This window comes from Corynebacterium renale, from assembly GCF_002563965.1.
GTDB classification, from domain to species: Bacteria; Actinomycetota; Actinomycetes; order Mycobacteriales; family Mycobacteriaceae; genus Corynebacterium; species Corynebacterium renale.
Genome location: NZ_PDJF01000001.1, coordinates 1,429,757 through 1,455,102 on the forward strand (window position 1 = coordinate 1,429,757; position 25,346 = coordinate 1,455,102).

Genomic DNA, 25,346 nt, shown 5'->3' on the forward strand with positions numbered 1-25,346 from the left:
TAAGGGGTTGGTGTGTTTAGTTCTCTTCTGGAATGTCCATGATGAAGCCTGCGTCGAGGACGCCGACCAGGTTGCTGACCTGTTCATTCTTGTCGCGGCCCAGACCAGACGGGGTGATCGTGTTGGTTAGCGAGATGCCGTCCAAAGCATCGTGGTAGTCCAACTTGCCCACCGACAGCATCGAAGCGACCATGCCGTGGTTATCCGCGCCGTTCTCCGGGTTAGCACCAGGTGCAAACGGGGTGCCGGCCTCGTGGCCAGATGGGAAGGCGCCGGTCGCCTTGCCGTAGACCACGTTTGAAGTAATCGTCAGCACGGACTGGGTGGGGATCGCGTCCCGGTAGAGCGGGATCTCCTTGATCTTGGCCATCACGGTGTGGACGATCGTGGCGGCGATGTCGTCCGCGCGGTCGTCGTCGTTGCCGTAGACGGGGAAGTCGCCTTCGGTGATGTAATTCACGACCAGGCCGGTCTCATCGCGGACGGGGGTGACCTTCGCGTACTTAATTGCGGAGAGGGAGTCCGCGACGATGGAAAGACCTGCGATGCCGCAGCCCATTGTGCGGATGATGTCAGAATCGTGCAGTGCCATCTCGATGGCCTCGTACGCGTATTTGTCGTGGCAGTAGTGGATGATGTTCAAGGCCTCCACATAGGTGCCAACGACCCAGTCCAACATTTCCTCGTACTTCTGCCATACTTCGTCGAAGTCCAGCGGGCCGTCGCCCTTAATCGGCTCGAACAAGCCTTCTTCAGTGACTTGCTTGCCGGTGACTTCGTCGCGTCCACCGTTGATGGCGTAGAGCAGGGACTTGGCAGCGTTGACGCGGGCGCCGAAGAATTGCATCTGCTTGCCCACCTTCATCGGGGAGACGCAGCATGCGATGGCGGCGTCGTCGCCCCACTGGTCACGAATCTGCTTGTCGGATTCGTACTGGACCGCTGACGTCTCAATGGAGATTGCAGCGCAGAAGTCCTTGTATCCCTGTGGCAGGTTCGGGTCCCAGAAGATCGTAATGTTCGGCTCCGGGGCAGGGCCCAGGTTGCGCAGGGTCTGCAGGAGGCGGAAGGACGTCTTGGTGACCTGGGTGCGGCCGTCTTCGGAGAAGCCGGCGTCGGACCAGGTTGCCCAGTACGGGTCGCCAGAGAAAATCTGGTCGTAGTCGATGGTGCGCAGGAAGCGGACGATGCGCAGTTTGATGACCAACGCGTCGATGATTTCCTGAGCGTCTTCCTCAGTGATGATGCCGGCTGCAAGGTCACGTTCGAAGTAGATGTCGAAGAATGCGGACAGGCGGCCAATCGACATCGCAGCACCGTCCTGGGACTTCACTGCGCCGAGGTAGGCAAAGTAGGTCCACTGGACAGCTTCCTGGGCGGTGCGTGCCGGTTCGGAGATGTCGAATCCGTAGAATTCGGCCATCGTCTTCAGTTTCTTGAGGGCTTTAATCTGTTCTGCGTGCTCCTCACGGTAGCGTGCCCAGTGCTCGGAGAACGGCTGGTCAGCCACCGCATCCTTGGCTGCCTGTTTCTCCGCGATGAGGGCGTCCACGCCGTAGAGAGCAACGCGGCGGTAGTCGCCGATGATGCGTCCGCGGCCGTAGGCGTCGGGGAGGCCGGTGATGATGTGGGAGGAGCGTGCCGCACGGATACGTGGGGTGTAGATGTCGAAGACGGCGTCGTTATGCGTCTTGCGGTAGCGGGTGAAGATCTCCTTGACCTGCTCCTCGGGCTCCTTGCCAGCTTCCTTGATGGCGGTTTGGACCATGCGCCAGCCACCGAAAGGCATCATCGCGCGCTTGAGTGGAGTATCGGTTTGCAGACCGACGATCACGTCATCATCGTCAGAGATGAAACCTGCGCCGAAAGCGTCAATATCGGCGGGGGTGTGGGTATCGACGTCATAAACGCGACGCTCACGTTCAACAGAGAGGTAGTTCTTCTCTAGGTGGTCCCACACGCGCAGTGTCTTGTCGGTGGGGCCGGAGAGAAATTCTGCATCGCCTTCGTAGGGGGTGTAGTTGCGCTGGATGAAGTCGCGGACGTCGATGGCTTCCTGCCAGTGGCCGGGCGCAAATCCTTCCCAGGCCTTTTCTTGACTGCGAGCAGAAGTAGGGGACACGGTGGTCATGAACGGGGTAAGTCCTTCCGTGAGCTATGTACAAAACCAAAAATAAATCTTGGCCCACAGCTACCCATTCCCACATTTCATTAACCACGTATTCGCTGGGCACCCCCACCAACGGGGAGCCTACGGTGGCCTTTAAAAGCAGCGGGCCTTTCATGGTGCTACTTTACCCGTCCAAAGAGTGTGTGTCGAACGGCGGTAAGACAACTGATGTCTAAAGAATCATGTGTCGGGGGCACACCCCTTCCAGTTATTCGCTGAGCGCCGGGAGGACGTCGTCACGCGACGGGTAGGATGCCTGTGCGCCCGCCTTGGTGGTGGCGAACGCGCCGACGCGAGCTGCGTGCGAAGCGGCCGCAATATCGCTATCACCTGCAACGACACGCGCGCAGAAGGCGCCCGCAAAACTGTCGCCAGCGCCGGTGGTATCCACAGCCTCCACCTTCGGGGTGGGGATGTCGGTGAGTTCGCCATCGCACGCCACTAGGGCGCCCTTGGATCCAAGGGTGAGGACCACTGAATGAAAACCGGAATTCAAGAGGGCGGTGGCGAGTTCGTGCGGGTCTTCGGAGTCGATGGGGGTACCCAACTGTTCGAGGATGAGCCCCGCCTCGTGTTCATTGGCCATGATCGGATCAGCCGCCAGCAGCGCCTCACGGTCTACCTCAATGACGGGCGCCAAGTTTGTAATCACGCGCACCCCGTGCTTGCGCGCCAAAGCCACAGCCGCTGCGAAACCATCGGCCGGAATCTCGCCTTGTAGCAGCACAATCTTTGCACCCGCGATGAGGTCTTCGTGGCCTTCCACGTATCGCTTATCGACGGTCGCGTTCGCCCCTGGAATCACGATGATGAAGTTTTCGCCGTCGTCGGACACCGTAATCACAGCAAGGCCCGTGGTCTCTTGCGTCTGAGCGATGTAATCCTGGTTCACGCCGGAGGAACGCACGTGCGTCAACGCCGGTGCGGCGTACGCGTCAGAACCCACGGCCCCGACTAGCGCGACAGACGCACCCTGGAGTGCCGCCGCAACAGCCTGGTTTGCGCCCTTTCCACCAGCGGTAATGGTCCCACCACTGCCCAGGAGTGTCTCACCCGGTTTGGGATGGCGGGCGACGCGTGCGGTCAAGTCTGCGTTGATGGAACCGACGACGACGATGTCGGCGAGAGTGTGTGCCACGGGACGATTCTCCTTGTGTGGGGGCTGAATTTAATACTGAACTTGATATCCAGGGTAACTATATCGCCGAGCATAGTGCGCGCGCCCGTGCTAGAACTTGAGCCTGTGAGACTGTTTGCCGCACTACCGATACCCGATGAGGTCCGCGAGCACGCTGTCACTGCGCTGCGGCCTATCCACCACAGCCATGACCGGGCTCTCCGGTGGACGGATCCCGATAACTGGCACATCACTTTGAGTTTCTACGGTGAACAGCCGGATGACTGCATCGACGACGTGTGCCACCACCTGCTCTATGCCGCCACGATGGGGCCGCTAGATATTTCTCTGAAAGGTGCGGGCTGTTTTTCGGGACGCACCCTGTGGCTGGGGGTCGGTGGCCGGTCGAAGGATGTGGGGGAGATGATGGCGCGCGCCGCGTTGCCGTATTCGGATGGCACGAGTTCGCATCCGGACAGCAAGCGCCGTCCGCATATGACTGTTGCGCGGGCCAGAGACCCGCGCAACTATGAATCGGAGTTAGTGCTTCGCGACGCCGCCCACGCCCTATCCGTCTACGAAGGGCCCACGTTCACCGCCAATTACATCGCGATTATGGCCTCCTACCTGGGGCAGGGGCGTGGCGGTGGCCCACGGTATGAAGAGGTGGGCCAGGTACTGCTCTGCTAGTGCTGCTCCACCTGGGAGCTAGCTTTGACCTTGTGTACGGCCATGACGATGGCGGTGATGATTAAGCCCACGATAAGGCCAACGATTGCGGACCCCACGGTGTCGAGCAGCCAGGTCATGAACCCGTTGTCGCCCCCTAGCTCTGCGAAAGAGTGCAGAACATCTGCCGGCCAATGCCAGCCCAGGTCCGATGCCCCCGAGATGAGGATGTGCCCGCCGACCCACAGCATCGCCGCGGTGCCGATGACGGACAGCGTGGTCAGTACGTAGGGCATGCCTTTGACCATGAATCGGCCGAATGCTGCGGCTCCGCCTTCGTTGTTGTTCTTCTTGATCAGGGAAAGGCCCATGTCGTCGATCTTGATCAGGAGGCCTACTACGCCGTACACGCCTACCGTGACGATGACGCCCACCGCAATCAGTGTGAGCAGGCGGGTCCAGAAGGGCTGGTCGGATACCGCGTTGAAGGAGATGACCATGATCTCTGCGGACAGGATGAGGTCCGTGGTGATGGCGTTTTTCACCATCTTGTCCTCGTTATACGGCTCTGCTTGCTCCCCCTCGGCCGCTGGGCCTTCTTCGTCGCGGTGTTCGCCGTGCCCCTTGCCGGAGACGTATTCCCAAATCTTTTCGGCGCCTTCGAAAGCTAGGTAGGCGCCGCCGACCATAAGGATGGGGGACATCACCCACGGGGCAAGCCACGCGAGCAGGAGAATAATCGGCAGGACGATCAGCAGCTTGTTGCGCAGCGAGCCCTTGGTGATGCGCCAGATGACGGGGAGTTCGCGGGCGGGGGAGGCTCCCTGGACAAGGGACGGGGTCACGGCTGCGTCGTCGATGATGAGTGCCGTTGACCTGGTGGCTGTTTGGCCTGTCAACGCGGCGACGTCGTCAAGCGTGACGGCCGCCTTTCGTGCGAGTACGGCAACGTCGTCGAGTAGCGCAGCAAGTCCACCTGCCATAAGGTCCTCTTTCTATATGTGCCGCACTGAGCCCAAAAGTTGTTGGGTGTACGGCTGCTGTGGGGAGTCCCACACGTCGGTGACGCGCCCGCGCTCGACGATGGAACCGTTCTGTAGAACAACCACGTTATCGCACGTTTGGCGAATTGTCGCAAGATCATGGGACACGAAGACCAAGGCCACGCCTGTGTCGGCGGTGACCTCGTTGAGGAGGTCCACGATCTGGGCACGCCTCACGACGTCCAATGCACTGACCGCCTCATCGGCGACGAGCACGTGCGGTTTCCCGGCCAGTGCCCGGGCGATAGAGATCCGTTGCCGCTGGCCACCGGAGAATTCGTGCGGGAATCGGGAAGCATCCTCGGCGGTCAGGCCTACCGATTCGAGGAGCCGTATCACCTCATTTCGGTCAGGTGCGGCCATGGCTTCGGCAATGGAGTCCCCAATGCGCATCCTGGGGTTGAGCGCTGTCGCCGGGTCCTGGAACACCATCTGGCACCGCAGCCCAGGTTTCCGCGTCATCGCCCCCGACGTTGGTTGCGCAAGCCCGGTGATCAAAGAGAGCAGGGTCGATTTTCCCGACCCGGATTCGCCGACGATCCCCAGTTTCTCGCCTTTTCGTAGGGTGAGGTTGACGCCTCGCAGGGCATGCACTGGTCCGAAAGTTTGGGTGAGGTCGGTACCTTTCCACAGGATGTCCGCGTTCGTTGGGGTGTGCGGCGCATCGGGCGCCGGGGCGGCCGCGGCAATGAGTTCGCGGGTTGTCTGATGCTGCGGCTTCGTGATGATGTCGCGCGTGGGTCCCTCTTCGACGACCCTGCCCCGGTCCATGACATAGGTGCGCTCGCACATGTCTTTAATCAGGGAGAGGTCATGGGTGATCATGAGCAACGCACTACCATGCTCCTGGACCACGCGCGCGAGAAGTTTCAGGATGGAATCCTGCACCGTTGCGTCGAGCGCGGTCGTGGGCTCGTCGGCGATAATCACGTCCGGGTTGTGCGCGATGGCCATCGCTATGAGCACGCGCTGCCGCTGTCCACCCGAGAGCTGATGCGGGAAAGAATTTTCCACGTGCTCAGGCAGCCCAACAGATTTCAGTAGTGCGCAGACTCTTTCTTTCTGCTTGACGACGAGCCGCAGCTGCTTACCCACCTTCATCAGAGGATCAAGCGCAGTCATCGGTTCCTGGAAAACCAGGGACACCGCTTTCCCACGAACTGTGCGCCACTGTTTTTCTGTGGCGTTGCTGAAATCGCGCCCGGAGATCCGCAGCGCACCCTCTGTGGGGCGGCGCGCTGCGACACCTAACCCCACCGCCGAGAGCGCTAGCACCGACTTTCCTGAACCGGAGGCCCCGATCAGTGCGACCGTTTCACCCGGGTTCACATGTACAGAGACACCGTCGAGGATGCCTGCCACGTGGAAGTCCTCGAATTCTAGGATGGGTGTCATGGCCGGGTCTTCCTTTCCGTGGGGTGGAGGGCGGTCCGGAGGCCGTCGCCAAGCAAAGTGCAACCGAGCACCGCCCAAGCAATGGCTAGGCCGGGCCACACCGCAAGCTGTGGATTCGAACCAAGCGAGGCTTGCGCCGATTGCAGCATGCGGCCCCAGCTGGCGTACGGGGGAGGAGTCCCTACACCCAAGAAACTCAGGCCAGCTTCGGCGAGGATAGCCATGGACAACCCCACTGTTACCTGCACAATCAATACCGGTGCGATGTTCGGGACGACGTGTTTGCGAGCAATCCACCCCGAGCTCTTGCCGGACAGGCGCGCCGCCGCAACGTAATTAGTGCCCAACACCTGCAGCGATCCAGCGCGCGCAACACGTATGAATCCGGGAATGCCTGCTATACCGATCGCGATAATCGACGTCCACGTCGACGCACCCCACACTGCAGAAAACATAATCGCCAGCAAAAGTGCAGGGAAAGCCAGAAGTAGGTCCGCCCCGCGCATAATCGTTGCGCCAGGCGCTCCGCCACGCTGCGCAGCCACGATACCTAAGGGCACGCCGACAAAAGCAGAGAGTGCCACCGCAGCTAAGGCCACCAGAACCGTAATCTGCGCACCCACCATAATCCGGGACGCGGTATCACGCCCAAAACGGTCAGTACCCAACCAATGCTCCGGGCTAGGCCCCGCAAGACGCTCCGCCGGGGCTGCGAAGAGAGGATCGGCGGGAGTCCACACCAAGGAAATCGCCGCAACCGCAACCACGACCAGGACCATGCCCAGGCCAATTTTTCCAGCGAGAGGAAGACGGCGAATCATGCGGTGATCTCCTTACGTGCTGGGACCCGAAGACGGGGATCGATGGCTAAGACGAGAAGTTCTACGACGAATGCGACGAGCAAAGAGAAGAGGACCAAAAGGTAGACGACAGCTTGCACCGTGACGAGGTCGCGGGAGGCGACGGCGTCGAGAAGCAAAGAACCAAGACCTGGAATCACAAAAACGCGCTCGATGACAACCGCGCCCACCACGAGCGTGGTCAGCTGAATACCCATCACCGTGGTTAAGGACACCGCGACCGAACGCAGCCCGTGACGCAGCGCGGCACCCCAATACGACGCACCGAACGCGATGGCCGTGCGGATGAAATCTGACGCCATGACCTCGAGCATCGCGGAGCGCACGTAGCGAATCAGCACGGCCGCCTGCACCAAAGTGAGCGCAATGACCGGCAGGATGAGGCGCTGCACGAATGCGGAGAAATCCACACCCGGAGGAACCCAACCTCCCGACGGCAACCACCCCAAGCGCACGCTCACCACAGCCACGAGCAGCACACCGACCAAGAAACTGGGGACAGCGATACCCACCTGGCTAGCCACCGACACCGCCGATCCCCACGCGCCCGCGCGCGCACCGAACGTGCCCACAACGAGTGCGATTATTACGGCCAGCAGCATCGACACCGCCACCAAAATCAACGAAACCTGCGCCCGATCCCACACCTGGGCAGTGATGTTCGTGCCACTTGCTAGCGAGACGCCGAAATCCCCGCGCAGCACGCCACCCATCCAATCCAGGTATTGCCGCCACAATGGGGCATCGAGTCCCATCTCCCGAGTGAGGGCTGCGACCTCTTCTTCTGTCGCCGTCACGCCGAGCGCCACGCGCGCCGGGTTACCGGGAATTGCGCGGAGGACGGTAAAGACGATAAGCGACGCAACCACTGCAAGCGCGAGGGTGCGGAGCACGAGTTTTCCCACTTGAGTAGGCACTCGGGTAGATACTGGCTTATCCACGGCTAGCCCCCTGTTCCACGGCGATGCGAGGCAGTGGGATGGAATCGGTGACAACATTGGCCTCGATTTCGGTTACACCCGGTGTGTGAAGCACCACGTTTGGTACGTTCACGATGGTCAGGGCTCCGGCTTCTTCCATGATGAGGCTCACCGCTCGGCGCATGAGCTGTTCCGACTGGTCCTCCGGCGCGGAATCAGCCGCTGCGAATGCTTCGCGCACCGCTGGGGAGTCGAATCCCAGGTAGTAGGTGGGGTCGCCAAAAAGCCGGGTAATATCGCGAGGTTCCACGTGCGCAATCAACGACATTTGATAATCGTGAGCACCCATAACCTGGCTTAACCACACCGAAGGGAACTCGGCGGACTCTATCGTTGGTTGGAACCCGACCTCACGTAGCTGGGAGAAAAGGATCTCTGCGGTGTCCTGCGCGTAGTTCAGGATGGGGATCGTTAACGTGACGGCTAGGCGCGGGTCAGAACCATCGGTGGCGTACCCGGCCTCTTCGAGGATGCGGCGTGCCTGCTCTGGGTTTGGGGCGATACCCGCTCGTGGATCGAACCACGGGTCAGCTGGTGCTACGGGCGTACCCCCGGTATCAGTGCCGTGGCCTTCGAAAACCGCCTGGTTAATGCCTTGTCGGTCCACGGCGAGGAAAACGGCGCGGCGCACAGCAACATCGTTAAAGGGTGCGCGCTGGTTATTCATACTCAACAGCAGTTCGCCATTCGAGGTTCCAACTTCCACGCCGACGTCCCCGCGGGCTGTGGCGGCGTCGATAAGCTCGGGTGCACTCATCGCCCACACCACGTCCACGTCCCCAGTGCGCAGAGCATTCGTTGCAGCGGTCTGGTCGTGAAAGTAGCGCAGCTCAGCGCGGGAATGCCGCGGCGCAGGACCCCAATAGTCGGGATTTTCCGTAAAACTCAGTGAGGTACCTACTGCCCAGCGGTCGACCAGGTATGGTCCGGTTCCTACCGGTTGTTCAGCAAGCTTATCGACGCCATCCGGTGTCATCATCGCCCCTACAAGGGTGCCCATGTTCCACAACCACGACTGTGAAGGCTCGTCTAACGTGACTTCAAGCGTATGTTCATCGATCACGCGCGTCGCTTGTACCGGGTCCATCGCTTTTTTCTGCCCGTTGGACCATGCTGGAGACTTCACCCGATGAATCGAAAACTCTGCGGTGCTGGCGTTAAACGGCGAACCGTTGCTAAACCGCACGCCCTCGCGCAGATGGAAGGTGTAGGTACGGCGGTCGGGGCTTATGTCCCACGTTTTTGCCAGGCCGGGGGTGACGTTGCCGGAGGCGTCGATACGCACGAGCGTTTCGTACACGTTTCCCATGAGTGCTTGCGGGATGGCGGCGCCGCCGGTGGTGGTGAAGTCTAGCGACGCCGGGGGTGCGCCGGTGGCTACCCGTAGAGTCCCGGTGCCTTCGGAGGCTGCTGCGTGCACGCCGGTAGTTGCGGTGTGCCCGGCATTGCACCCGCTTAACGCGACGGCCGCCCCTAAAACGGGAGCGGCCAAGACGGTTGCTTTAGCCCAGGTTTCCATCGATTTCAGTGAACTTTCGGTCCCAGGAAGAGCGGATGGGGTTGGCGTCAGCTAGCACGATGTCGAAGCGGTCGTTAGCAATTTCTACGATTTCGCTGAGCACGACGCGGCGTTCCTGCGCATCTGAGTTTGCGAGGCGGCGCACGCCTTCGTTGATGACGTGCTCGATCGTATCGGTGGTGTCTAGGTAAGCAACATAGGGGAAGCCGAAGCGGGCGCGGTATTCGGTGGAGATGTTCTGGATTGCTTCCATCTCCACGTCGTCGAGGTCGTCGAGGCCGATGGATCCGCGTTCGGCGGAAAGGTCCGCGTAGGATTCGTCATCGGCGAAAAGTAGGGAGGCCATATCCGGGTAGTCGTGGATGAGCGTTTCCTTGTCCTCATCGCTGCCGGTGAGAACCGCGACTTGGATTGCTTCGCGCAGATCAGATACAGACTCGAAGGGGCGAGATTCCCACGCGGTCTCGAGTGGCCAGGTCACGTTGTTGAACAGGGGACGCAAGGTGGCCACGAAATCGTCGCGGTTCATCGCGTTGATTGCGTCTAAACTGACGCCTTCGCCATCTTTACGCGCGACGTCCGCACCATCTTGGCGGCCGATGTGGAAGAACACGATGTTCAGCACGATTGCGGTGATCGCACCGACTGACATGCCGGAAGAGAAGAAAGTGCGTGCCCACTCTGGCAGGGCCTGTGCGATCTCTGGCTTGAAGGTAACGAGCATGGCCATGCCCAGGGCAGTGGTCACGATGACAGCGTTGCGGTTATCCGAGAGATCCGACTTAGCGATGGTCTGCAGGCCAACCCACGCCACGTTGGCAAAAAGCATGAGCGAAGCCGCCCCCAGCACTGGCGACGGGATGGACGCAACTATGGCGCCGGCCTTCGGCAGCAGACCGAGGACAATCATGAAACCGGCAGCCGCAGCGGCGACCCAGCGGGACTTTACGCCGGTGATACGGACCAGCCCCACGTTCTGTGCGAAACAAGTGTACGGGAAGGAATTCATGACGCCACCGATGACTGTGGAAATACCATCTGCGCGGATTGCACGCACGATGTCGTCGCGGCGAATACGCTTTTTCACAATCTCACCAGTAGCGAAAACGTCACCAGTGGTCTCCACCATGGTGATCAGCATGACGATGATGAGCGACAGAATTGCACCAATGTTGAACTCCGGCAGACCGAAGTAGAACGGGGTAGTGATGCCGAAGGCGTCAGCTTCGCCAACGGCGTCGAAGGTGGCGTCGCCAAGCAGAAGCGCAACAGCGGTGCCTAGGACCAGGCCGATGAGGGTAGCCAGGGTACCGAGGAAGCCCTTGAAGAAGCGTTGCACCAGCACGATGACGGCGATGACGCCGAAGCCGTAAGCGAGGTCCCGGCTACTGGGGATACCTTCGGCGTAGTTCACAAAGTCATTCGCGGAAACAGCGAGGAGGGAAGTACCCATGACCAGCAGCACTGAACCGGTGACCACGCTGGGGAAGAATTTGAGGAAGCGGGCGAAAACTGGCGTGATGAAGAAAGTAAACAGACCAGCAACAATGACTGCACCGTAGATTGTGGGAAGTGATTCCACTCCGCCTTGGCCGTCTGTGACACCGAGCCCGATAGCAATAATCGGTGCTACCGCAGTAGTGGTGACGCCTTGGACAATCGGTAAGCGCGCACCGACCCACTTACCAATACCGACAGACTGGATCAGGGTGGCGATGCCACAGGTCAAAAGGTCCGCGTTGATGAGGTGGATGGTGGTTTCCGTGTCCAGGTTCAGCGAACCCGCGATAAGCAGTGGCACGATCACAGCGCCCGCGTAGAACGCTAGGACGTGCTGCAAGCCTAGGGCGGTGAGCTTCCCCGGGGAAGGGACGCGGTCGACAGGGTGGACTGCCTTCGGCTGTTCAGCGATTCCGGTCGATGGATGGGGGCCTGATGAAGCTGGTGTGAAAGACACTGTCTCTTACTGGTTCTTTCTCAAGAAGAGTGTTCGCTGCCCAAGGCAACAAACAACAGACGTGGATTCAAATATTATTTTTAGCCCGCGTCACAGTGCTTCCCCACCGTCTGGGTGTGGAAACCTAGCCATGGTGAACGATGTTCATCCTCTGTGTGGCGCGTGTATGACATAGGGTAGTGCTCCGCGACACAAAGTGAAAAGTGGTCGGGCGTAGGGTGTGCTCCGGTTGCGGGGAAGTGGGCAAATGCCACCTTAGATTCCTTCGGGGTGTGAATAAAACTATGAAAAGAATGCTTCTCGACGTCTCCATGAGGTTCGAAAAGGTGAGTGTTTTAATTACGCGTGTGCGGGGAATTATATGGCAGTATTGACACATATGTGCGAACCCTGTACAGTGTTTTTATAGCGATCAAACTTGTGAATTTTGCTTCGGCCCCGGGGTGGGCCAGAAAAGGGGGGCACGGCAGTGCACACCACTGAACTTCCGCGACACATTCGTAGGCGCCCAGATGTCAATCCTCCGGCGTACTTTTGTCGAAGCGATCAAACTAATCCGCAGGCCGTGATGCTTGAAACCGCTCGGCGGTTGGAATTCATGGCTTTGGAACACTTCATGCCCAAGGGGCATGAGCCCAAGCGCGACGTGCTCAAGAACAGCCGGAGGATCACTAATTTCAGTAGGGGCCACACGGAGTCAGTAGTAATTAAGGGGATGGTGATTCTTCACAAGCTGCCCAAGACACTGGCTTTGCAGCGGGAACTATGGCTACTTGACGCGCAGCACATCAAGATGATTGGAACAATCCTGGAAGCCGCACCATCACAATCACTTGCGGCCATCGACGAACTCCTCGAGCATCTTCTGACCCCGACTATGCCAGCTCAAAGTTTCCCGGATCACACAGCGTTCCGTAAGCGGATCAACCAAATTCTGATTACCGTCAATCCAAAATTAAAGGCCGACCCGGATCCCGCCCTGCAGCCACCTTTCGACCTCGATTTACCCGACCAAGATGAAGAAGGTTTGGCCGAACTACACGCTGAGTTTTCTAAGCCCGACGGGCTGATATTAGATGAAGCGCTACGTTCCATCGCACATGAGCATCACTGCAGTAGGGAAGATGCTTTCTACAAGCTGATCTTTGAAAACATTGAGGTCAAACTCACGCTCAATATTTATCAAGCACAAGATATTCCCGATGCTCCTGCCTGGATATCCGGGGTCGGGTGGATCACTGGCGAACTACGTGACCGACTCCTCGCCAACGTGACCAAAACTCGTGACCTCGCCGACTACAAAGATGCCGTATCGAACTCATACCGGCCTAGTGAAGGCGTGAAAGCATACCTTGAAGGCCGCGACGGTTCCTGCGGTGTTCCGGGCTGCACTGTTCCGGCACACCGCTGCCAGAAAGACCACCGCGTTGAATACGCGGAGGGTGGAGAAACCAGCACACGTAACCTCGTCGACGTCTGTTCCTTCGACCACAATCACAAAACAAACGGCGGCTTGCATTACGTTCTCGACCCAGAAACCGGTACCACAATTTGGCTGCACACCGACGGCACCTTCGAAATTGGGCTTGCAACCGGCCCACTATCACCACAAGGAAAGTGGGAAGCGAAAACCATTGCGCAGTACATGAAAGAAAGTTCGCAACGAGCCTATAAACGGCGCCTGAACACCGAAGCAAATCCCACCCACACTACTGGTACCCCCACAAATACCGTCTAGTACAAACCTGGGGCACAATAGGACCACTATGGCAACAACGGCGACCACATCACTATCCGGGCCCATTGAATTGCGCACCACCTGGGCCACAGTCTGGCGGCGCAAAACCTCCATACTTGCCATCATCTTCACCTTGGCGATGTTGGCACTATGCGCCATATTCACCAGCAGCGCGGCAGCAACCAGCGGGCGTATTTCCGCCCTCTACTGGGCCGCCACCGCCTTGCCACTACTTGGAATAATCATGGCGTGGTCGGCATGGTGGTCCTGGGCCAGTCACGTCCGCAAACCGGCGCTCTTCGTCGACGCTCTCATCCGGATCCCACGCACCGGAGTGCGCTACGCCCTCCCCGAACTAGGATGCGCCCAAATATTCAACCAAGGAGGAACAAGCTACATCGCCCTACTTCCTAAACACGAAAAGGGAAGGGTCCCCGCCGATCTGCACAGCGTGGACCCTTACATAGTCGAATTCCCAGTGGGAGCGCGACCCCAACCCTTTGAACTCGGTCAAGAACTGGCCCGCCGAGTTCCAGGATTAGACGTCGATAAGCTGGGGAATATCTAACTCCGGCGTTCCAACTCCCACGCATCCGACAGGATCTCCATCGTGGTGGACATCTTCTCACCCGTCGGAGCCTGCAGAGCCACCATCAACTCGTCCGCGTGGATACGCTCAGCAAAGTTCTCCAGGTAAGCACGCACCGTCGGACCATCACCCACGGCCGTGTAACGGCGCATGTCCAAAATCTGCTGGCCAGCGAGAGAATCCATCACCTGATCCAACTGCTCCTCCGTTAACTGCCCACGGCCACGACCCGCCATCTGGCGCACCCACATGCGACGCATGTCGTGATGCTGCTGCTCAGCTTCCTCCTGTGTCTCCGCCGCAGTCACATTCAACGCCGCAATCAGATACGGCTCCGGGAACTGCTCCGAAGGCTGGTAATTTTCGCGGTACCACGTGGTCGCAGCCTCCAAATGAGACGGGGCAAAGTGAGAAGCAAACGCATAGGGCAAACCCAACTGTGCTGCCAACCGGGCGCCAAACATGGAGGAACCCAAAATAATCAGAGGCACATTCGTGCCATAACCCGGCACCGCACGAATGCCTGGGATTACAGAATTATCACTTAAATATCCCTGCAACTCGACGACATCATTCGGGAAATTCTCCGCAGCATGTGGATCGCGGCGCAGCGCACGGCCCAACGTGTGCTGATCCGTGCCCGGGGCACGGCCCAAACCTAAATCGATGCGGTTTGGGTACATCTCTTCCAACATGCCAAACTGCTCCGCCACAACGTATGGCGAATGATTCGGCAACATCACACCACCTGCACCCAAACGGATCGAGGACGTCTGGGCACCTACGTGCGCAATCAACACGGCTGGGGAGGAAGAACTAATGGACTTCATATTGTGGTGCTCGGCGTACCACATGCGGTGGTAGCCCAACGCCTCCGCTTCTTGCGCAAGCGCCACTGACCGCGCGATCGACTGCGCGGGGCGCTCGTTTTCGTAGACGGTACAGAAATCGATCAACGATAGTTTTTGGCTAGGGGTTGACATGAACATCACCAAACCTTCAATACATGCTCATTGGTTTTAGGGTCTAACAGGTATAACCAATCCGCCCGCAATCTGTTCCAGCAGCCACATCTGCGGTGGCCACGGGTGCATAAAAAGAGCCCGTTACCAAAATCGGTAACGGGCGAAGCGTCAGGCTTAGCCTTTAAGCCTTCGCTGCGTTTGCATCGCGTGCAGCTTTTTCAGCGTCTTCGGCCGCCAGCTCGTCGAGAAGCGGGGAAGGAGTGTGAGGATGCGGCTTAATGAGGTCAATGACGAAACCGACCACAACGCCGATGACAGTCGGCAGTACCCAGCCGAGCGAAAGATCGGCCATCGGTGCCCACTCGGTCAGAGGGCCGAGCGCGTGTACACCAAGGCTCGTGATGGTCTCAATGGCGGACCAGATGACAGCAACCCAAATACCGATGCGGTACGTCCAGTAGAACGCAGGCTTTCCGCGGAACAGTGGCTCGATCAAGGTGATCAGGACCAAGGCGATAGCTGGTGGGTAGATGAAGCCAATGACAGGTGCGGCAATCGAAAGCACAGTCTCCAGGCCCATGGTTGCCATGGCTGCCGACGCAACCGCAAACACAATCGCCCAGACGCGGTAAGAAATACCTGGCATGAGGAAGTTGAAGAATTCTGATGTCGCAGCAATCAGACCAACAGCGGTGGTCATGCAGGCCAAAAGAACGATAAGCCCGAAGATGATCTGGCCAGGAGTACCCATGGTCAGGTGGGCGGCACCCGCCAGCAGACCGGCACCGTCAGAGTACTTCTCTGGGTGTGGAATTGTGTGGCCGATGAAGCCCAGGCCCAAGTAAATAACCGCCAGGATGACACCGGCGATAACACCGGCCTGGATTGTCCCGGTGACCAGCTGCTTACCCTTGGACACGCCCTTGTAACGCAGCGCGTTAATAACGACGATGCCGAACGCTAGGGAAGCGATCGAGTCCATGGTCAGGTAGCCCTCAAGTAGGCCGCCAGCGAAGGGCGCGGACGCATACTTCTCCGCCGCTGGGGTGTTGTTCGCGCCATCAAAGTTCATGAACGCAAAGAACACCAGGAGGGCCAGAAGAATCAGCAGGAGAGGAGTCAACCATTGACCCAGCCGGTTAACGATTTCGGACGGGTTGTACGCAAGCAGCAAAGCGATACCGAAGAACAAGACGTTGAATACGCCACTGGCCGCGACAGAGTCCCAGCCGGTCAACGGGGAGATGGCCGTCGAGAAGCTCACTGCACCAGTACGGGGCAGTGCGTAGAAAGCACCGATAGACAGGTACGCCAAAATCGGGAAAATTAGGCCGAAGACGTAGCCACCACGTGCGGCAAGGTCACGCACGTTAGAGCCCGAAATTGCAATCGCAATAATGGCGACGACCGGAAGTACCACTGCGGTACCCAGGAACCCGAGGATCGCGGGGGTGAAGTTTTCTCCAGCCTCTACGGCAAGATACGGCGGGAAAATAAGGTTGCCGGCGCCGAAGTACATGGAGAAAAGCATGAAGGCGGTGACAACCAGCAGTTTTGCTGACATGCCACCGCCGCGGCGGGATGCCGGGGCAGTGTTATCCGTCGCGCTCATTATGAAGCCTGCGCTTTCTATCTGTCCCACTCCGTGAGGTGCATTTTCTCAACATATGGAGCGGGAGTACACGTGTCGAGGTGATCCATAGAATTTATGAATACCTGACAGGATAGAACGAACGTGGTGCGCAACACAACAAGTTACGGTAAAAGCGCAGGTAAAAACACCTGTAAAGGGCTAGGAAACAGCTTTATAGGCCTTTTCCATACGCTCCACAACCTCTTCTAAAATCTCACGAGACGTAGCAAAATTGAGACGCGCATGTCCCGCGCCGCCCGGCCCGAAGAAAGAGCCGTCGTTAAGCGCAGCTTTGCCATGCTTGAGCAACAGCCCAGCCGGGTCGGCGGCCAAAGGGGTATCCGTGAAATCAAGCCACAGCAGATAGGTGGCGGCTGGCTTCGTCACCTTGATGCCCGGCAGGCGCTGTGGAAGTTCTTCGATGAGGTAATCGCGGTTAGCGCGCAGGTAATCGACTTCCTCGTCCAGGAAAGGCACGCCTTCGCGATAGCACGCTGTGGCACCCACGATCCCTAGGGTGGACGTACCGTCCTTGGCCACGCCGGTCAGGGTTTTCCACGTGTTCCAGTCTTGCTCGTTGGAGAAAATCATCTGCGCGCACTTCAGGCCAGCGATGTTCCACGCCTTCGACGTCGCAGTGACGGTTACGCAGACCCGCGCCGCTTTTTCGGAGAGGCCGGCGGCGACAACGTGTTTCCCGTCGTAGACCAGGGGAGCGTGGATCTCATCCATGAGCAAGCGGGCATCATAGCGGTCCGCCAGGTCCACGAGCTGGTTCAAGAAATCTGCCTCGTAGACATAGCCCATCGGATTGTTCGGCGCGGAGATAAGGATCGAGCCGGCGCCGTCGGCGAAGGCTTGCTCAATCTCAGCTAAGTCCAAGCCACCTTCGGCGCCCACGTACACGGCTTCGCGGCCTGCTGTCTTGGGGATTTCAAGAAACGGTGGGTAGGAAGGCACTGGCACGATCACAGCGGAACCTTCGCGCGTGAGGTACTGTGCGGCCAGCAGCATGCCGCGCACCACGTCAGGGACGTATGTAATCCAGTCCGGATTGGGGCGCCAGCCGTACCGTTCTTCATAAAAGTCCGCCACCGCATCGGGCAGGTCAGAGGTGGCGGGGGTGTATCCGAAGGACTCCTTTTCTACAGCGTCGCGGATCGCGTCCTTGACGGGTTCGCAGGTGGCGAAATCACTCTCGGCGATCCAAGCGGGGAGGACGTCGTCAGGGTGGACAGTCCACTTGCGGGTGTTGCGGGCACGTAATTCTTCGCGAGTTGGAAAATGCATACGTCCACACTACCGCCGGGAAGTAGACAATGCCGTCTACTTTCTTGCTTATCGACGCCCACGTGCCCCGCACAGGAGCCCGGAGCTTAGTCTTCTTCGCCCTCGTCATCGGTGCGTCCGTCGTGGAAACCGAAGGCCTTCAACCGTGCCTTATCCGCCGCGGAATCGGACGCCGTCAACGCCAACAATTGTGAATAAATACCGCCAGAGGCAGCGAGCTCCGCTGGGGAACCAACCTCATCCACCCGGCCAGAATCCAGGGTGACGATCCGATCCACGCCGGCGATCGTCGATAAGCGATGCGCGATGATCAGTGTGGTGCGTCCGCGCATGAGCTCATCGAGGCCCACCTGGACCGCGCGCTCGGACTTGTTATCCAGGGCGGAAGTTGCCTCGTCGAGGACTAGGATCGGTGCGTCCTTGAGCATGGCGCGTGCCACGGAGATGCGCTGCTTCTGTCCGCCGGATAGGCGCAGGCCACGCTCGCCAATGATCGTGTCGTAGCCGTCGGGGAAGGCCATGATGAAATCGTGCGCGTTTGCTCGGCGCGCTACGGCATAAATCTCTTCGTCAGTGGCCGCGGGCTTGCCGTAGGCAATATTTTCGCGGATGGTTCCGGAGAACAGGTTGGGTTCTTGGAACACTACGCCGACGGAGGCGCGCAGACGTTCGTTCGGGACGTCAGCGGTGTCATGACCGCACACCTCGAGTGCGCCCGCGGTCGGTTGATAGAGGCCCAACAGGAGATTCACGATCGTGGATTTGCCGCCTCCAGATTCGCCGACGAGCGCTACTTTCTCGCCTTGGCTGGCATGGAAGCTCACGTCGTGAAGGACAGGCTTGCCAGGTTCATATTCGAAGCTCACGTGATCCAGCACCAGGGTCGGGGTATCGGGTCGTGGGCTCAGCGGTTCGGCGGTATCGACGTCTAGCTGAGGCAGATCGGAGGCTCGGGTAGCGGCGACGAGTTGCCTATTCGCAGTGGGTTCCGGGGTTTCCGCCATGACTTCGAAGTAGTCGCGGGAACCTGTGATGGCGCGCTGGGCAGAGTCCACAATCCAGCTCATCATGTGGACCGGCTGGCGAGCCATGTTGACCAACTGCAGGAGCATGACCATGTCGCCAATCGAGAATTCTCCGTGGAGGGTCTTCCAGAAGAGGAGACCGTAGATGAACAAGAAAATCACGTTCATCGCACCACCGCGGAGGCTGTCCATCATGTGCCAGAAGCGGGACTGCGTGCGGGTCAGGCTGATCGTGGAACCATAGTGGTGGGTAAAGTCTTTGAGCTCGCGGGTTTCGCTGACAAAGCTCTTCGCCACTTTCACCTGACCGACGACTTCGGCAAAGCGGCCCCCGGCGAGGTCAATGTGCTCATTCTTCTTGCGTTCAATCTTCTGCCACTTCGCACTAGTCAGCGTGGTCAACCACATATACAGCGGGAACAATGCGAAGAGGAGGATCGCCAGCGGCCAATAATAGCCAGCAGTGATGACCAGCACGGCGCCCACGGTGACGAGCATGGGCATGAAGTTGTTGGCGAAGGATTGGATGAATTGCGTGATCGAGGTAATGGAGCGGTTCAAGCGTGCGATGATCGTCCCGGTGACCTGGTTATCAAAGTAACGCTGCGGCAATGCCAGGAGTTGAGCGAAGTACCGCGACGCCAGAATCTGTTGCATGCGGGCTGCCATGACATCACCGATGTACCCGCCCACGTTCGTCATGAGAGTTCGGGCGAGGTCGGCGGCAAACATGCCAAGTGCTAACCACACAATTGTCTGAGCGACGTCGCGAGCTGTCAGTTCTCCGGAGACTACCGCGACGATCGTGTCGGTGGCTTCGCGGAGAATAAACGGGCTGACCAACGCAAGAAGCGCTGTAATAATAGAGGTCACAGCAACACCGACGTAGTACGGCCAGAGTGCTGAGGTGGAACGGACAATACGGGTTAAAGAATTCACACGGGTCCTAGCGAGTACTTGAGTGGATATGTCACCAAAAGTTACGGGATTAGCCATTATGCCACCGGGCGCATACTTCGGGGAATTGGAACCTACACGCTAGAATGCCTAATGCAGTAAGGAAGAAACGTCCAGCAGAGATAAGGGAGAATCCTGGTGACCACCACGCATACAACTCGACGGTTCGGTGCAGCAGGCTGTCTTGCGGCAACCCTCAGCCTGGTGGCCCTCGCTGGCTGTTCCTCCGAGGACGCCCGCACCACTCCGGGCACCCCGACGCAATCACTAGAGGTGACAACCTCTGCCGCGCCCGCATTTGAAGAGAAGGACGTCCCCGTCAAGAAGGCGGAGGTTCTTACTGAACCCGTCAAAGACGAAGGCCTGAACGTGACCTGGGAACTTCAGGGCACGGTCGGTGGCAATGCCGGGGGCTCTGTGCTTACTCTTCTGGTGACGAATAACAACGAGGCACCGCTACCCCCAGAAGCCATCGGTGACCCTGTCCTCAAGCTTTCCGACGGCACCGTCGTCGAGCGCCTTGACGCAGAAGCAGCCGGAGTTGCAGGCCAAGACGGCCTTGACCTTCCGCTGGGCGCCGGAGCGTCGACCAACCTGCGCTACCCCTTCAACGTGGCCCCCGGCAACCTGTGGAACGCCAGCCTAGAGATTGGCAACGTGCTCTTCGAAGGCAACCTGAACCGCTAAACACCCCTGCGCCCGTAGCCAGGTAGGGTGAACGCATGACTCACGCGCCTTCCGCTGCTACCGAAGAGATGGTTGTTCTTGCCGACGAAAACGGCAACCCTTGTGGCACAGCCCCCAAAGCAACCATCCATACCGCTGATACCCCACTCCACTTCGCGTTTTCTGCGTACCTTCTCGAGGAGGGCACCGGGCGCTTGCTGATGAGCCGGCGCGCCCTATCAAAGAAAACATGGCCTGGCGTGTGGACGAACAGCTTCTGCGGACATCCCGGGCAAGGCGAAACACCGGAGGCAGCCGTCGTGAGGCGCGCCCACGAAGAGTTGGGTATCGATCCCTCCGACCTGGGGCCGGTCGTAAGCGTGTTGCCAGACTTTCAGTACCGCGCCGTGGATTCTTCCGGAATCGTCGAATATGAAATCTGCCCCGTTTTCACCGTCACAATCGCGCAGGGCGCGCAGTTTACACCAGTACCGGATGAGATTGACAGCTTCGTGTGGGCTGATCCGAAGGATGTCATTGCGGCTGTCGACGCCACCGGTTTCGCGTTCTCCCCGTGGCTGGTCGAAGAACTCGACCACCCCGAACTGCGTCGGGCACTGGCTGCGAGCTAACGCGGCGAAATTGGGCCCAACTTTGCGCCCAAGAACTGTGGGGTAGTAAAGCTCACGCGAGCTGTCTTGAGCGGATCGTCTGCAAGTGATTCGTCAAGAAAAATGCTCCGCGCATGGCCCGCGTTCGGACCAGCAATGGGGATGATGCGGCCCACACGCGACGTGCCCTTTCGGTACGCCGGCCACGGCAGCTCCTCACCCGCAGCAAAAGTGGCTACTGCCTGGAACAATGCGCTGGCTTTTTCCGGGGTCCCTTCGCTAGGGAAGAGGTGGGGAAGCTCCGCACTGTGCACAGCCGGGTGTTTCCGGCTCCCCGCCAATTCTGCATACCAACGTGGACTATGTGTTTCTTCTAAAGCCATCGACGCCCACCGGCGAATCAGGGAATCCCCCATGAGGCGTGCAAAGCGGTGGTCCTGGTCCTTCGGGTCAAGAGCATCGATGAAGGATTGCACGGGAACCCGGAGACCCACTTTCTTGCGCAGGAAGCGCATAATCAGGCCACGGAACATGGAATTTTCCACGCGATCGATAGCCGGAACACCCGTGTACAACTCGTGACTCGTGGCCGTGATGAACATAGGAACCTTGGCTAGTTCCTTAGGATCGAAGATCGCAGGGCCAAGTGCGATATCGGTGAAATACGCCTTGGTAAAGCGCTGGAAACCGCGACGTGCTTTCTTGGGATTCTTCGCCAGTAACGCGGTCAGGTGGCGCCTGGTCACCGGCGTATCCAGAAGTTGGCGCAGGAGGGCCTTCCGCTTCGAAAAATTCTCCCGGGGGAACGCGGGGGAGAGGGCCACGAGGCGTCGAAAAGCGCCCTTGTAGTGGTCCTTCCTTGCTAGCCACAACGCCATCGCGGCACCTGCCGAATGCCCCACGAGCGTAATGTTCGTTGGATCGCCGCCGAAAGACTCAATAGTTTTCTGAATCCACTCGAGCGCCACCGCGCAATCGTCGATGCCCCGGTAATGATCGGGCTCGTCATCATGGAAAGGAACAAAACCTTCCATACCCAGCCGGTATCCGAGAGTGACCACAACGTAACCTGCCTGTGCCCACACCTCCGGGGAAATCCGGGGATCGGCATGGGTTCCCTCAATGTAGGAACCGCCATGGATATAGGCCAGCACTGGATGGTCTGCACCCGCTTTTGCGCCAGCGGGAGTAGAAATTGTTACCGCCAAGGTAACCTCCGGGCGTGGCTCCGTGGCTACAATATCACCGACCGGCAGGGCCAGGGTGGCATTTGCAAAAGGCCCATCAACGTGGGCAAAGGGGATCGAATGGTACACATCAGCGCTGCCGGTAGCGGTCCCTGTAATCGTTGCGTCTTGGAAACGGGCCTGCACGGTTGTCATGGGCACTAACTCTAGCAACCGGACGATGTTCGAACGGGTGGGGTGCACGGTGTCCGGGGTGACGGCTAGGCTCGTCAGCATTATGGAGAACGTAGACGACACCCGCGACCTTAGCGCCTTGCTCGACCCATCCGAGCTGCCTTACCAACTACCCGACTTCGCCCGCGTACGCACCGAAGATTTCCTTCCGGCTTTCCACCAGGCTTTAGCCACCTACCGAGAAGAAATCGACGCCATTGCGCGTAACCCGGAACCGGCCACTTGGTCCAACACTATGGAAGCCCTCGAGGGTGCCGGGCAAGAGCTCAACCGCGTAGCCACCATCTTTTTCAACCTCCAAGGCACCGATTCCACCCCGGAACTCAACGAAATCGCAGCTCAAGTAGTACCGGAAATGTCCGCAGCTTCCGACGCCGTGTACCACAACCCGGCACTGTGGGACCGAATTAAAGGACTCCAGGTGCCGGACTCCCTTGGCGAGGACTACCCAGAAGCCGTGCGCCTCCTCGATCAGACAAAGCGCAACTTTGTACGCCACGGTGCAGAGCTAAACCCTGAGGAAAAGGAAGAGCTCAGCGCCCTTAACCAGCGTCTGGCTTCCCTCTCCGAGCAGTTCGGCCGGAAACTTCTGGCGGACACTCAAGAGCTCGCGGTCCTTTTCGACACTGCCGAGGAACTTGAAGGTCTACCGGCTTCCCGGATTGAGGCAGCCCGGAAGGCGGCCAAAGACGCAGGTAAAGAAGGCTACCTCGTGGCTCTCGAATTGCCTTCTGTCCAGTCCGCACAGACGCGCCTCACCCGCCCAGAATCCCGCGCCCGGCTATACAATGCCGCAGCGCAGCGCGGTGAAGGGGAGAACGCTGAAACGCTCCTTGAGCTAGTGCAGTTGCGGGCGCGCCGGGCGCAACTGGTGAGCTACGACACGCATGCCGATTATGTCATTTCTGAGGAAACGGCGGGCTCAGCCGCGGCTGCGCGTTCCCTGCTGGAGGACCTCACTCCGGCGGCCGTGACCAATGCTGCCGGCGAGCACAAACTCTTGGCAGAAGCAGCCACCGCGGCAGGAGAGGACTTTACCGCTGCGGACTGGCCTTACTGGCAGGCTAAGGTCCGCGAGCGTGACCTGGCGCTGGATCAGGAAGAAGTTGCCCAATATTTCCCGTTGAATCAAGTGCTCGAGGACGGCGTCTTCTACGCTGCCCACCGCCTCTACGGCATCACCGTGGACAAGCGTGAAGACCTGCACGGCTACCACCCAGAAGTCGAAGTATGGGAAGTCAAGGATGCTGATGGCAGCGGAATTGGTCTGCTGCTGACTGACTACTTTGGTAGGCCCTCGAAACGCGGTGGTGCGTGGATGAGCTCCTTTGTCGACCAATCCCGTTTCCTGGACACCAAGCCCGTGGTAGTCAATGTCATGGGGATGAGTAAACCAGCCGATGGCACTCAGCCGCTTCTCACCATCGACGAAGTCACCACCGTTTTCCACGAGTTCGGCCACGCGCTCCACGGACTCCTTTCCGACGTCCGATACCCCACGATGAGCGGCACGAACGTGCCACGTGACTGGGTTGAATTCCCCTCCCAAATCAATGAAAACTGGGCTTTCGACCCCGCAATCGTGGCGAAGTATGCCCGCCACGTCGACACTGGGGAAGTGCTCCCCGACGCCACGCTCTCTGCCCTGCGCCAAGCACAGCAAGATGGTCAAGGCTTTGCGACGACCGAATATCTCGAAGCCTCTCTTATCGACCTAGCCTGGCATAGCCTGAGCCCATCCCAGGTGGAAGAAATCCTTGCTGACGCACAGGAACGTGGTGCGGATCGCGTAGTAGCGGACTTTGAGGCCCAAATCCTCGGTGAAGCGGGGGTGGACGAAACCACCCAAGCCGCAATCGCGCCACGATACCGTTCCCAATACTTCAACCACATCTTCGCTGGTGGGTATTCGGCCGGGTACTACTCCTACCTGTGGGCGGAAGCCTTAGACGCGGATGGTTTCGACGGATTTACTGAACACGGTGCAGCTGGTCCCAGCGAAAGTGATGAGAAAGCCCGCGCTGCTGGTCAGAGGTTCCGTGACCTTGTCCTCTCCCGTGGCGCATCCCGCGACTATCAAGAGGCATTCCGTGCATTCCGCGGCCGCGACAAGGAAGTAGGGCCACTTTTGCGCCGTCGCGGACTCGCCGGAGCACTGTAGGTTAATCAACATGTCATCCTGGTACGACGCCTTCGCGCAGTGGCTGATTTCTGCGCCGATGCTGGTGCAGGTTCTGGTTGTGCTGGCCATTGCTATTCCTATCTGTGGAGTATGCGGTGTGATCGTGGTCCGAGTCACCGATTTCCTCGCAGTGGGCTTCCGCGCCAGGAATAGGAGCAGGAACGCCGCGGTGTCGATGCGACGGGTCAGCCGTCCGACCGAGGGTGCAGTCATCGTCGAGGAGGAAGAGCCCCGGTCATACAAAGATTCGGAAGTGGGCTAGGCTAGGAACCCTTATGAGTGATCACGAAATTACCTCCGGAAACGGGGACGGGATTGTGCCACCTGGCGCGGATGGCAATCCCGAAGCACTCCGTAAAGCAGATCAAAAACTGCCGCGACAACGCCGCCGTTATCCTGCGTCCCGGGTTACCCAAGCCCTGTACTTGCTCATCGCAATCGTCGTCATCGCCTGGTTGGTTTCCCTCCTATAACCACTTCGCTGTTACGGTAGGGGGATAGTCTTAAAAGCCACCGGCGCGCACCGGCGCGGTGGTGGGCACAAACCTAAGGAGACAGT

21 protein-coding genes are annotated in these 25,346 nt (G+C 59.0%); 8 read left to right on the forward strand and 13 right to left on the reverse strand.

From position 1 onward, the window contains the following. Window positions 1–16: 16 nt before the first annotated feature. Window positions 17–2,131, reverse strand: a complete 2,115-nt coding sequence (locus ATK06_RS06700; RefSeq protein WP_098389061.1) for a pyruvate formate lyase family protein — start codon at window positions 2,129–2,131, stop codon at window positions 17–19. 247 nt (window positions 2,132–2,378) lie between these two features. Then, window positions 2,379–3,308: a ribokinase gene (locus ATK06_RS06705; RefSeq protein ID WP_098389062.1), complete on the reverse strand. Its 930-nt coding sequence runs from the start codon at window positions 3,306–3,308 to the stop codon at window positions 2,379–2,381. Window positions 3,309–3,413: 105 nt separating this feature from the next. Here ATK06_RS06705 and thpR point away from each other — a divergent pair, with 105 nt between their 5' ends. Then, window positions 3,414–3,977: an RNA 2',3'-cyclic phosphodiesterase gene (thpR, locus tag ATK06_RS06710; RefSeq protein ID WP_231913524.1), complete on the forward strand. Its 564-nt coding sequence runs from the start codon at window positions 3,414–3,416 to the stop codon at window positions 3,975–3,977. On the opposite strand, the gene ATK06_RS06715 is transcribed toward thpR, so the two are convergent. The 6 genes from ATK06_RS06715 to ATK06_RS06740 are packed head-to-tail and all read right to left on the reverse strand — an operon-like array spanning window position 3,974 to window position 11,665. Beyond that, window positions 3,974–4,939, reverse strand: a complete 966-nt coding sequence (locus tag ATK06_RS06715; protein ID WP_098389064.1) for a DUF808 domain-containing protein — start codon at window positions 4,937–4,939, stop codon at window positions 3,974–3,976. The genes thpR and ATK06_RS06715 overlap by 4 nt on opposite strands. 12 nt (window positions 4,940–4,951) lie before the next feature. Continuing rightward, window positions 4,952–6,394, reverse strand: a complete 1,443-nt coding sequence (locus tag ATK06_RS06720; protein ID WP_098389065.1) for an ATP-binding cassette domain-containing protein — start codon at window positions 6,392–6,394, stop codon at window positions 4,952–4,954. Then, entirely contained in the window at window positions 6,391–7,215 is an 825-nt protein-coding gene (locus tag ATK06_RS06725) for an ABC transporter permease (RefSeq protein WP_048379538.1), read from the reverse strand. The genes ATK06_RS06720 and ATK06_RS06725 overlap by 4 nt, the downstream gene beginning before the upstream one ends. Then, the gene (locus ATK06_RS06730; RefSeq protein WP_231913579.1) at window positions 7,212–8,171 is read right to left on the reverse strand and encodes an ABC transporter permease; all 960 of its coding nucleotides are present in this window, start codon (window positions 8,169–8,171) and stop codon (window positions 7,212–7,214) included. The genes ATK06_RS06725 and ATK06_RS06730 overlap by 4 nt, the downstream gene beginning before the upstream one ends. A 16-nt stretch (window positions 8,172–8,187) precedes the next feature. After that, window positions 8,188–9,753: an ABC transporter substrate-binding protein gene (locus ATK06_RS06735; RefSeq protein WP_048379536.1), complete on the reverse strand. Its 1,566-nt coding sequence runs from the start codon at window positions 9,751–9,753 to the stop codon at window positions 8,188–8,190. Continuing rightward, window positions 9,737–11,665 (reverse strand): solute carrier family 23 protein, encoded by a 1,929-nt coding sequence (locus ATK06_RS06740; protein WP_048379710.1) that lies wholly within the window; start codon window positions 11,663–11,665, stop codon window positions 9,737–9,739. The genes ATK06_RS06735 and ATK06_RS06740 overlap by 17 nt, the downstream gene beginning before the upstream one ends. Window positions 11,666–12,308: 643 nt before the next feature. On the opposite strand from ATK06_RS06740, the gene ATK06_RS06745 reads away from it, so the two are divergent. Both ATK06_RS06745 and ATK06_RS06750 read left to right on the forward strand, forming a co-directional pair. Further along, window positions 12,309–13,448, forward strand: coding sequence for an HNH endonuclease signature motif containing protein (locus ATK06_RS06745; RefSeq protein ID WP_143341402.1), 1,140 nt, complete (start codon window positions 12,309–12,311; stop codon window positions 13,446–13,448). Window positions 13,449–13,476: 28 nt separating this feature from the next. Continuing rightward, entirely contained in the window at window positions 13,477–14,016 is a 540-nt protein-coding gene (locus tag ATK06_RS06750; protein ID WP_053072665.1) for a hypothetical protein, read from the forward strand. Here ATK06_RS06750 and ATK06_RS06755 read toward each other — a convergent pair. The 4 genes from ATK06_RS06755 to ATK06_RS06770 all read right to left on the reverse strand — a co-directional run bounded on the left by ATK06_RS06755 (window position 14,013) and on the right by ATK06_RS06770 (window position 19,889). Next, window positions 14,013–15,020 carry an LLM class flavin-dependent oxidoreductase gene (locus ATK06_RS06755; protein WP_098389417.1) on the reverse strand — a complete coding sequence of 336 codons (1,008 nt, stop codon included), beginning with the start codon at window positions 15,018–15,020 and terminating at the stop codon, window positions 14,013–14,015. The genes ATK06_RS06750 and ATK06_RS06755 overlap by 4 nt on opposite strands. A 163-nt stretch (window positions 15,021–15,183) precedes the next feature. Beyond that, entirely contained in the window at window positions 15,184–16,614 is a 1,431-nt protein-coding gene (gene brnQ / locus ATK06_RS06760) for a branched-chain amino acid transport system II carrier protein (protein WP_083985909.1), read from the reverse strand. Between the two features lie 180 nt (window positions 16,615–16,794). After that, a complete protein-coding gene (locus ATK06_RS06765; protein ID WP_048379531.1) occupies window positions 16,795–17,925 on the reverse strand; it encodes a MalY/PatB family protein in 1,131 nt (376 codons plus the stop codon). A gap of 86 nt (window positions 17,926–18,011) precedes the next feature. Then, complete coding sequence (locus ATK06_RS06770) at window positions 18,012–19,889, reverse strand: ABC transporter ATP-binding protein (RefSeq protein ID WP_048379529.1); 1,878 nt, start codon at window positions 19,887–19,889, stop codon at window positions 18,012–18,014. Between the two features lie 156 nt (window positions 19,890–20,045). On the opposite strand from ATK06_RS06770, the gene ATK06_RS06775 reads away from it, so the two are divergent. Both ATK06_RS06775 and idi read left to right on the forward strand, forming a co-directional pair. Next, the gene (locus ATK06_RS06775; RefSeq protein ID WP_231913523.1) at window positions 20,046–20,594 is read left to right on the forward strand and encodes a hypothetical protein; all 549 of its coding nucleotides are present in this window, start codon (window positions 20,046–20,048) and stop codon (window positions 20,592–20,594) included. A gap of 35 nt (window positions 20,595–20,629) precedes the next feature. Further along, window positions 20,630–21,205: an isopentenyl-diphosphate Delta-isomerase gene (gene idi / locus ATK06_RS06780; protein WP_048379527.1), complete on the forward strand. Its 576-nt coding sequence runs from the start codon at window positions 20,630–20,632 to the stop codon at window positions 21,203–21,205. On the opposite strand, the gene ATK06_RS06785 is transcribed toward idi, so the two are convergent. Continuing rightward, window positions 21,202–22,647, reverse strand: a complete 1,446-nt coding sequence (locus ATK06_RS06785; RefSeq protein WP_053072659.1) for a carboxylesterase family protein — start codon at window positions 22,645–22,647, stop codon at window positions 21,202–21,204. The genes idi and ATK06_RS06785 overlap by 4 nt on opposite strands. A 1-nt stretch (window position 22,648) precedes the next feature. Between ATK06_RS06785 and ATK06_RS06790 the strand changes: the two genes are divergently transcribed. From ATK06_RS06790 to ATK06_RS06800, 3 genes are read left to right on the forward strand one after another with little or no spacing between them, the layout of a single operon-like run. Then, window positions 22,649–24,766, forward strand: a complete 2,118-nt coding sequence (locus tag ATK06_RS06790; protein WP_048379524.1) for a M3 family metallopeptidase — start codon at window positions 22,649–22,651, stop codon at window positions 24,764–24,766. Window positions 24,767–24,776: 10 nt separating this feature from the next. Beyond that, window positions 24,777–25,049, forward strand: coding sequence for a hypothetical protein (locus tag ATK06_RS06795; protein ID WP_098389068.1), 273 nt, complete (start codon window positions 24,777–24,779; stop codon window positions 25,047–25,049). 13 nt (window positions 25,050–25,062) lie between these two features. Then, window positions 25,063–25,260, forward strand: a complete 198-nt coding sequence (locus ATK06_RS06800; RefSeq protein ID WP_053072655.1) for a hypothetical protein — start codon at window positions 25,063–25,065, stop codon at window positions 25,258–25,260. Window positions 25,261–25,346 lie beyond the last annotated feature (86 nt).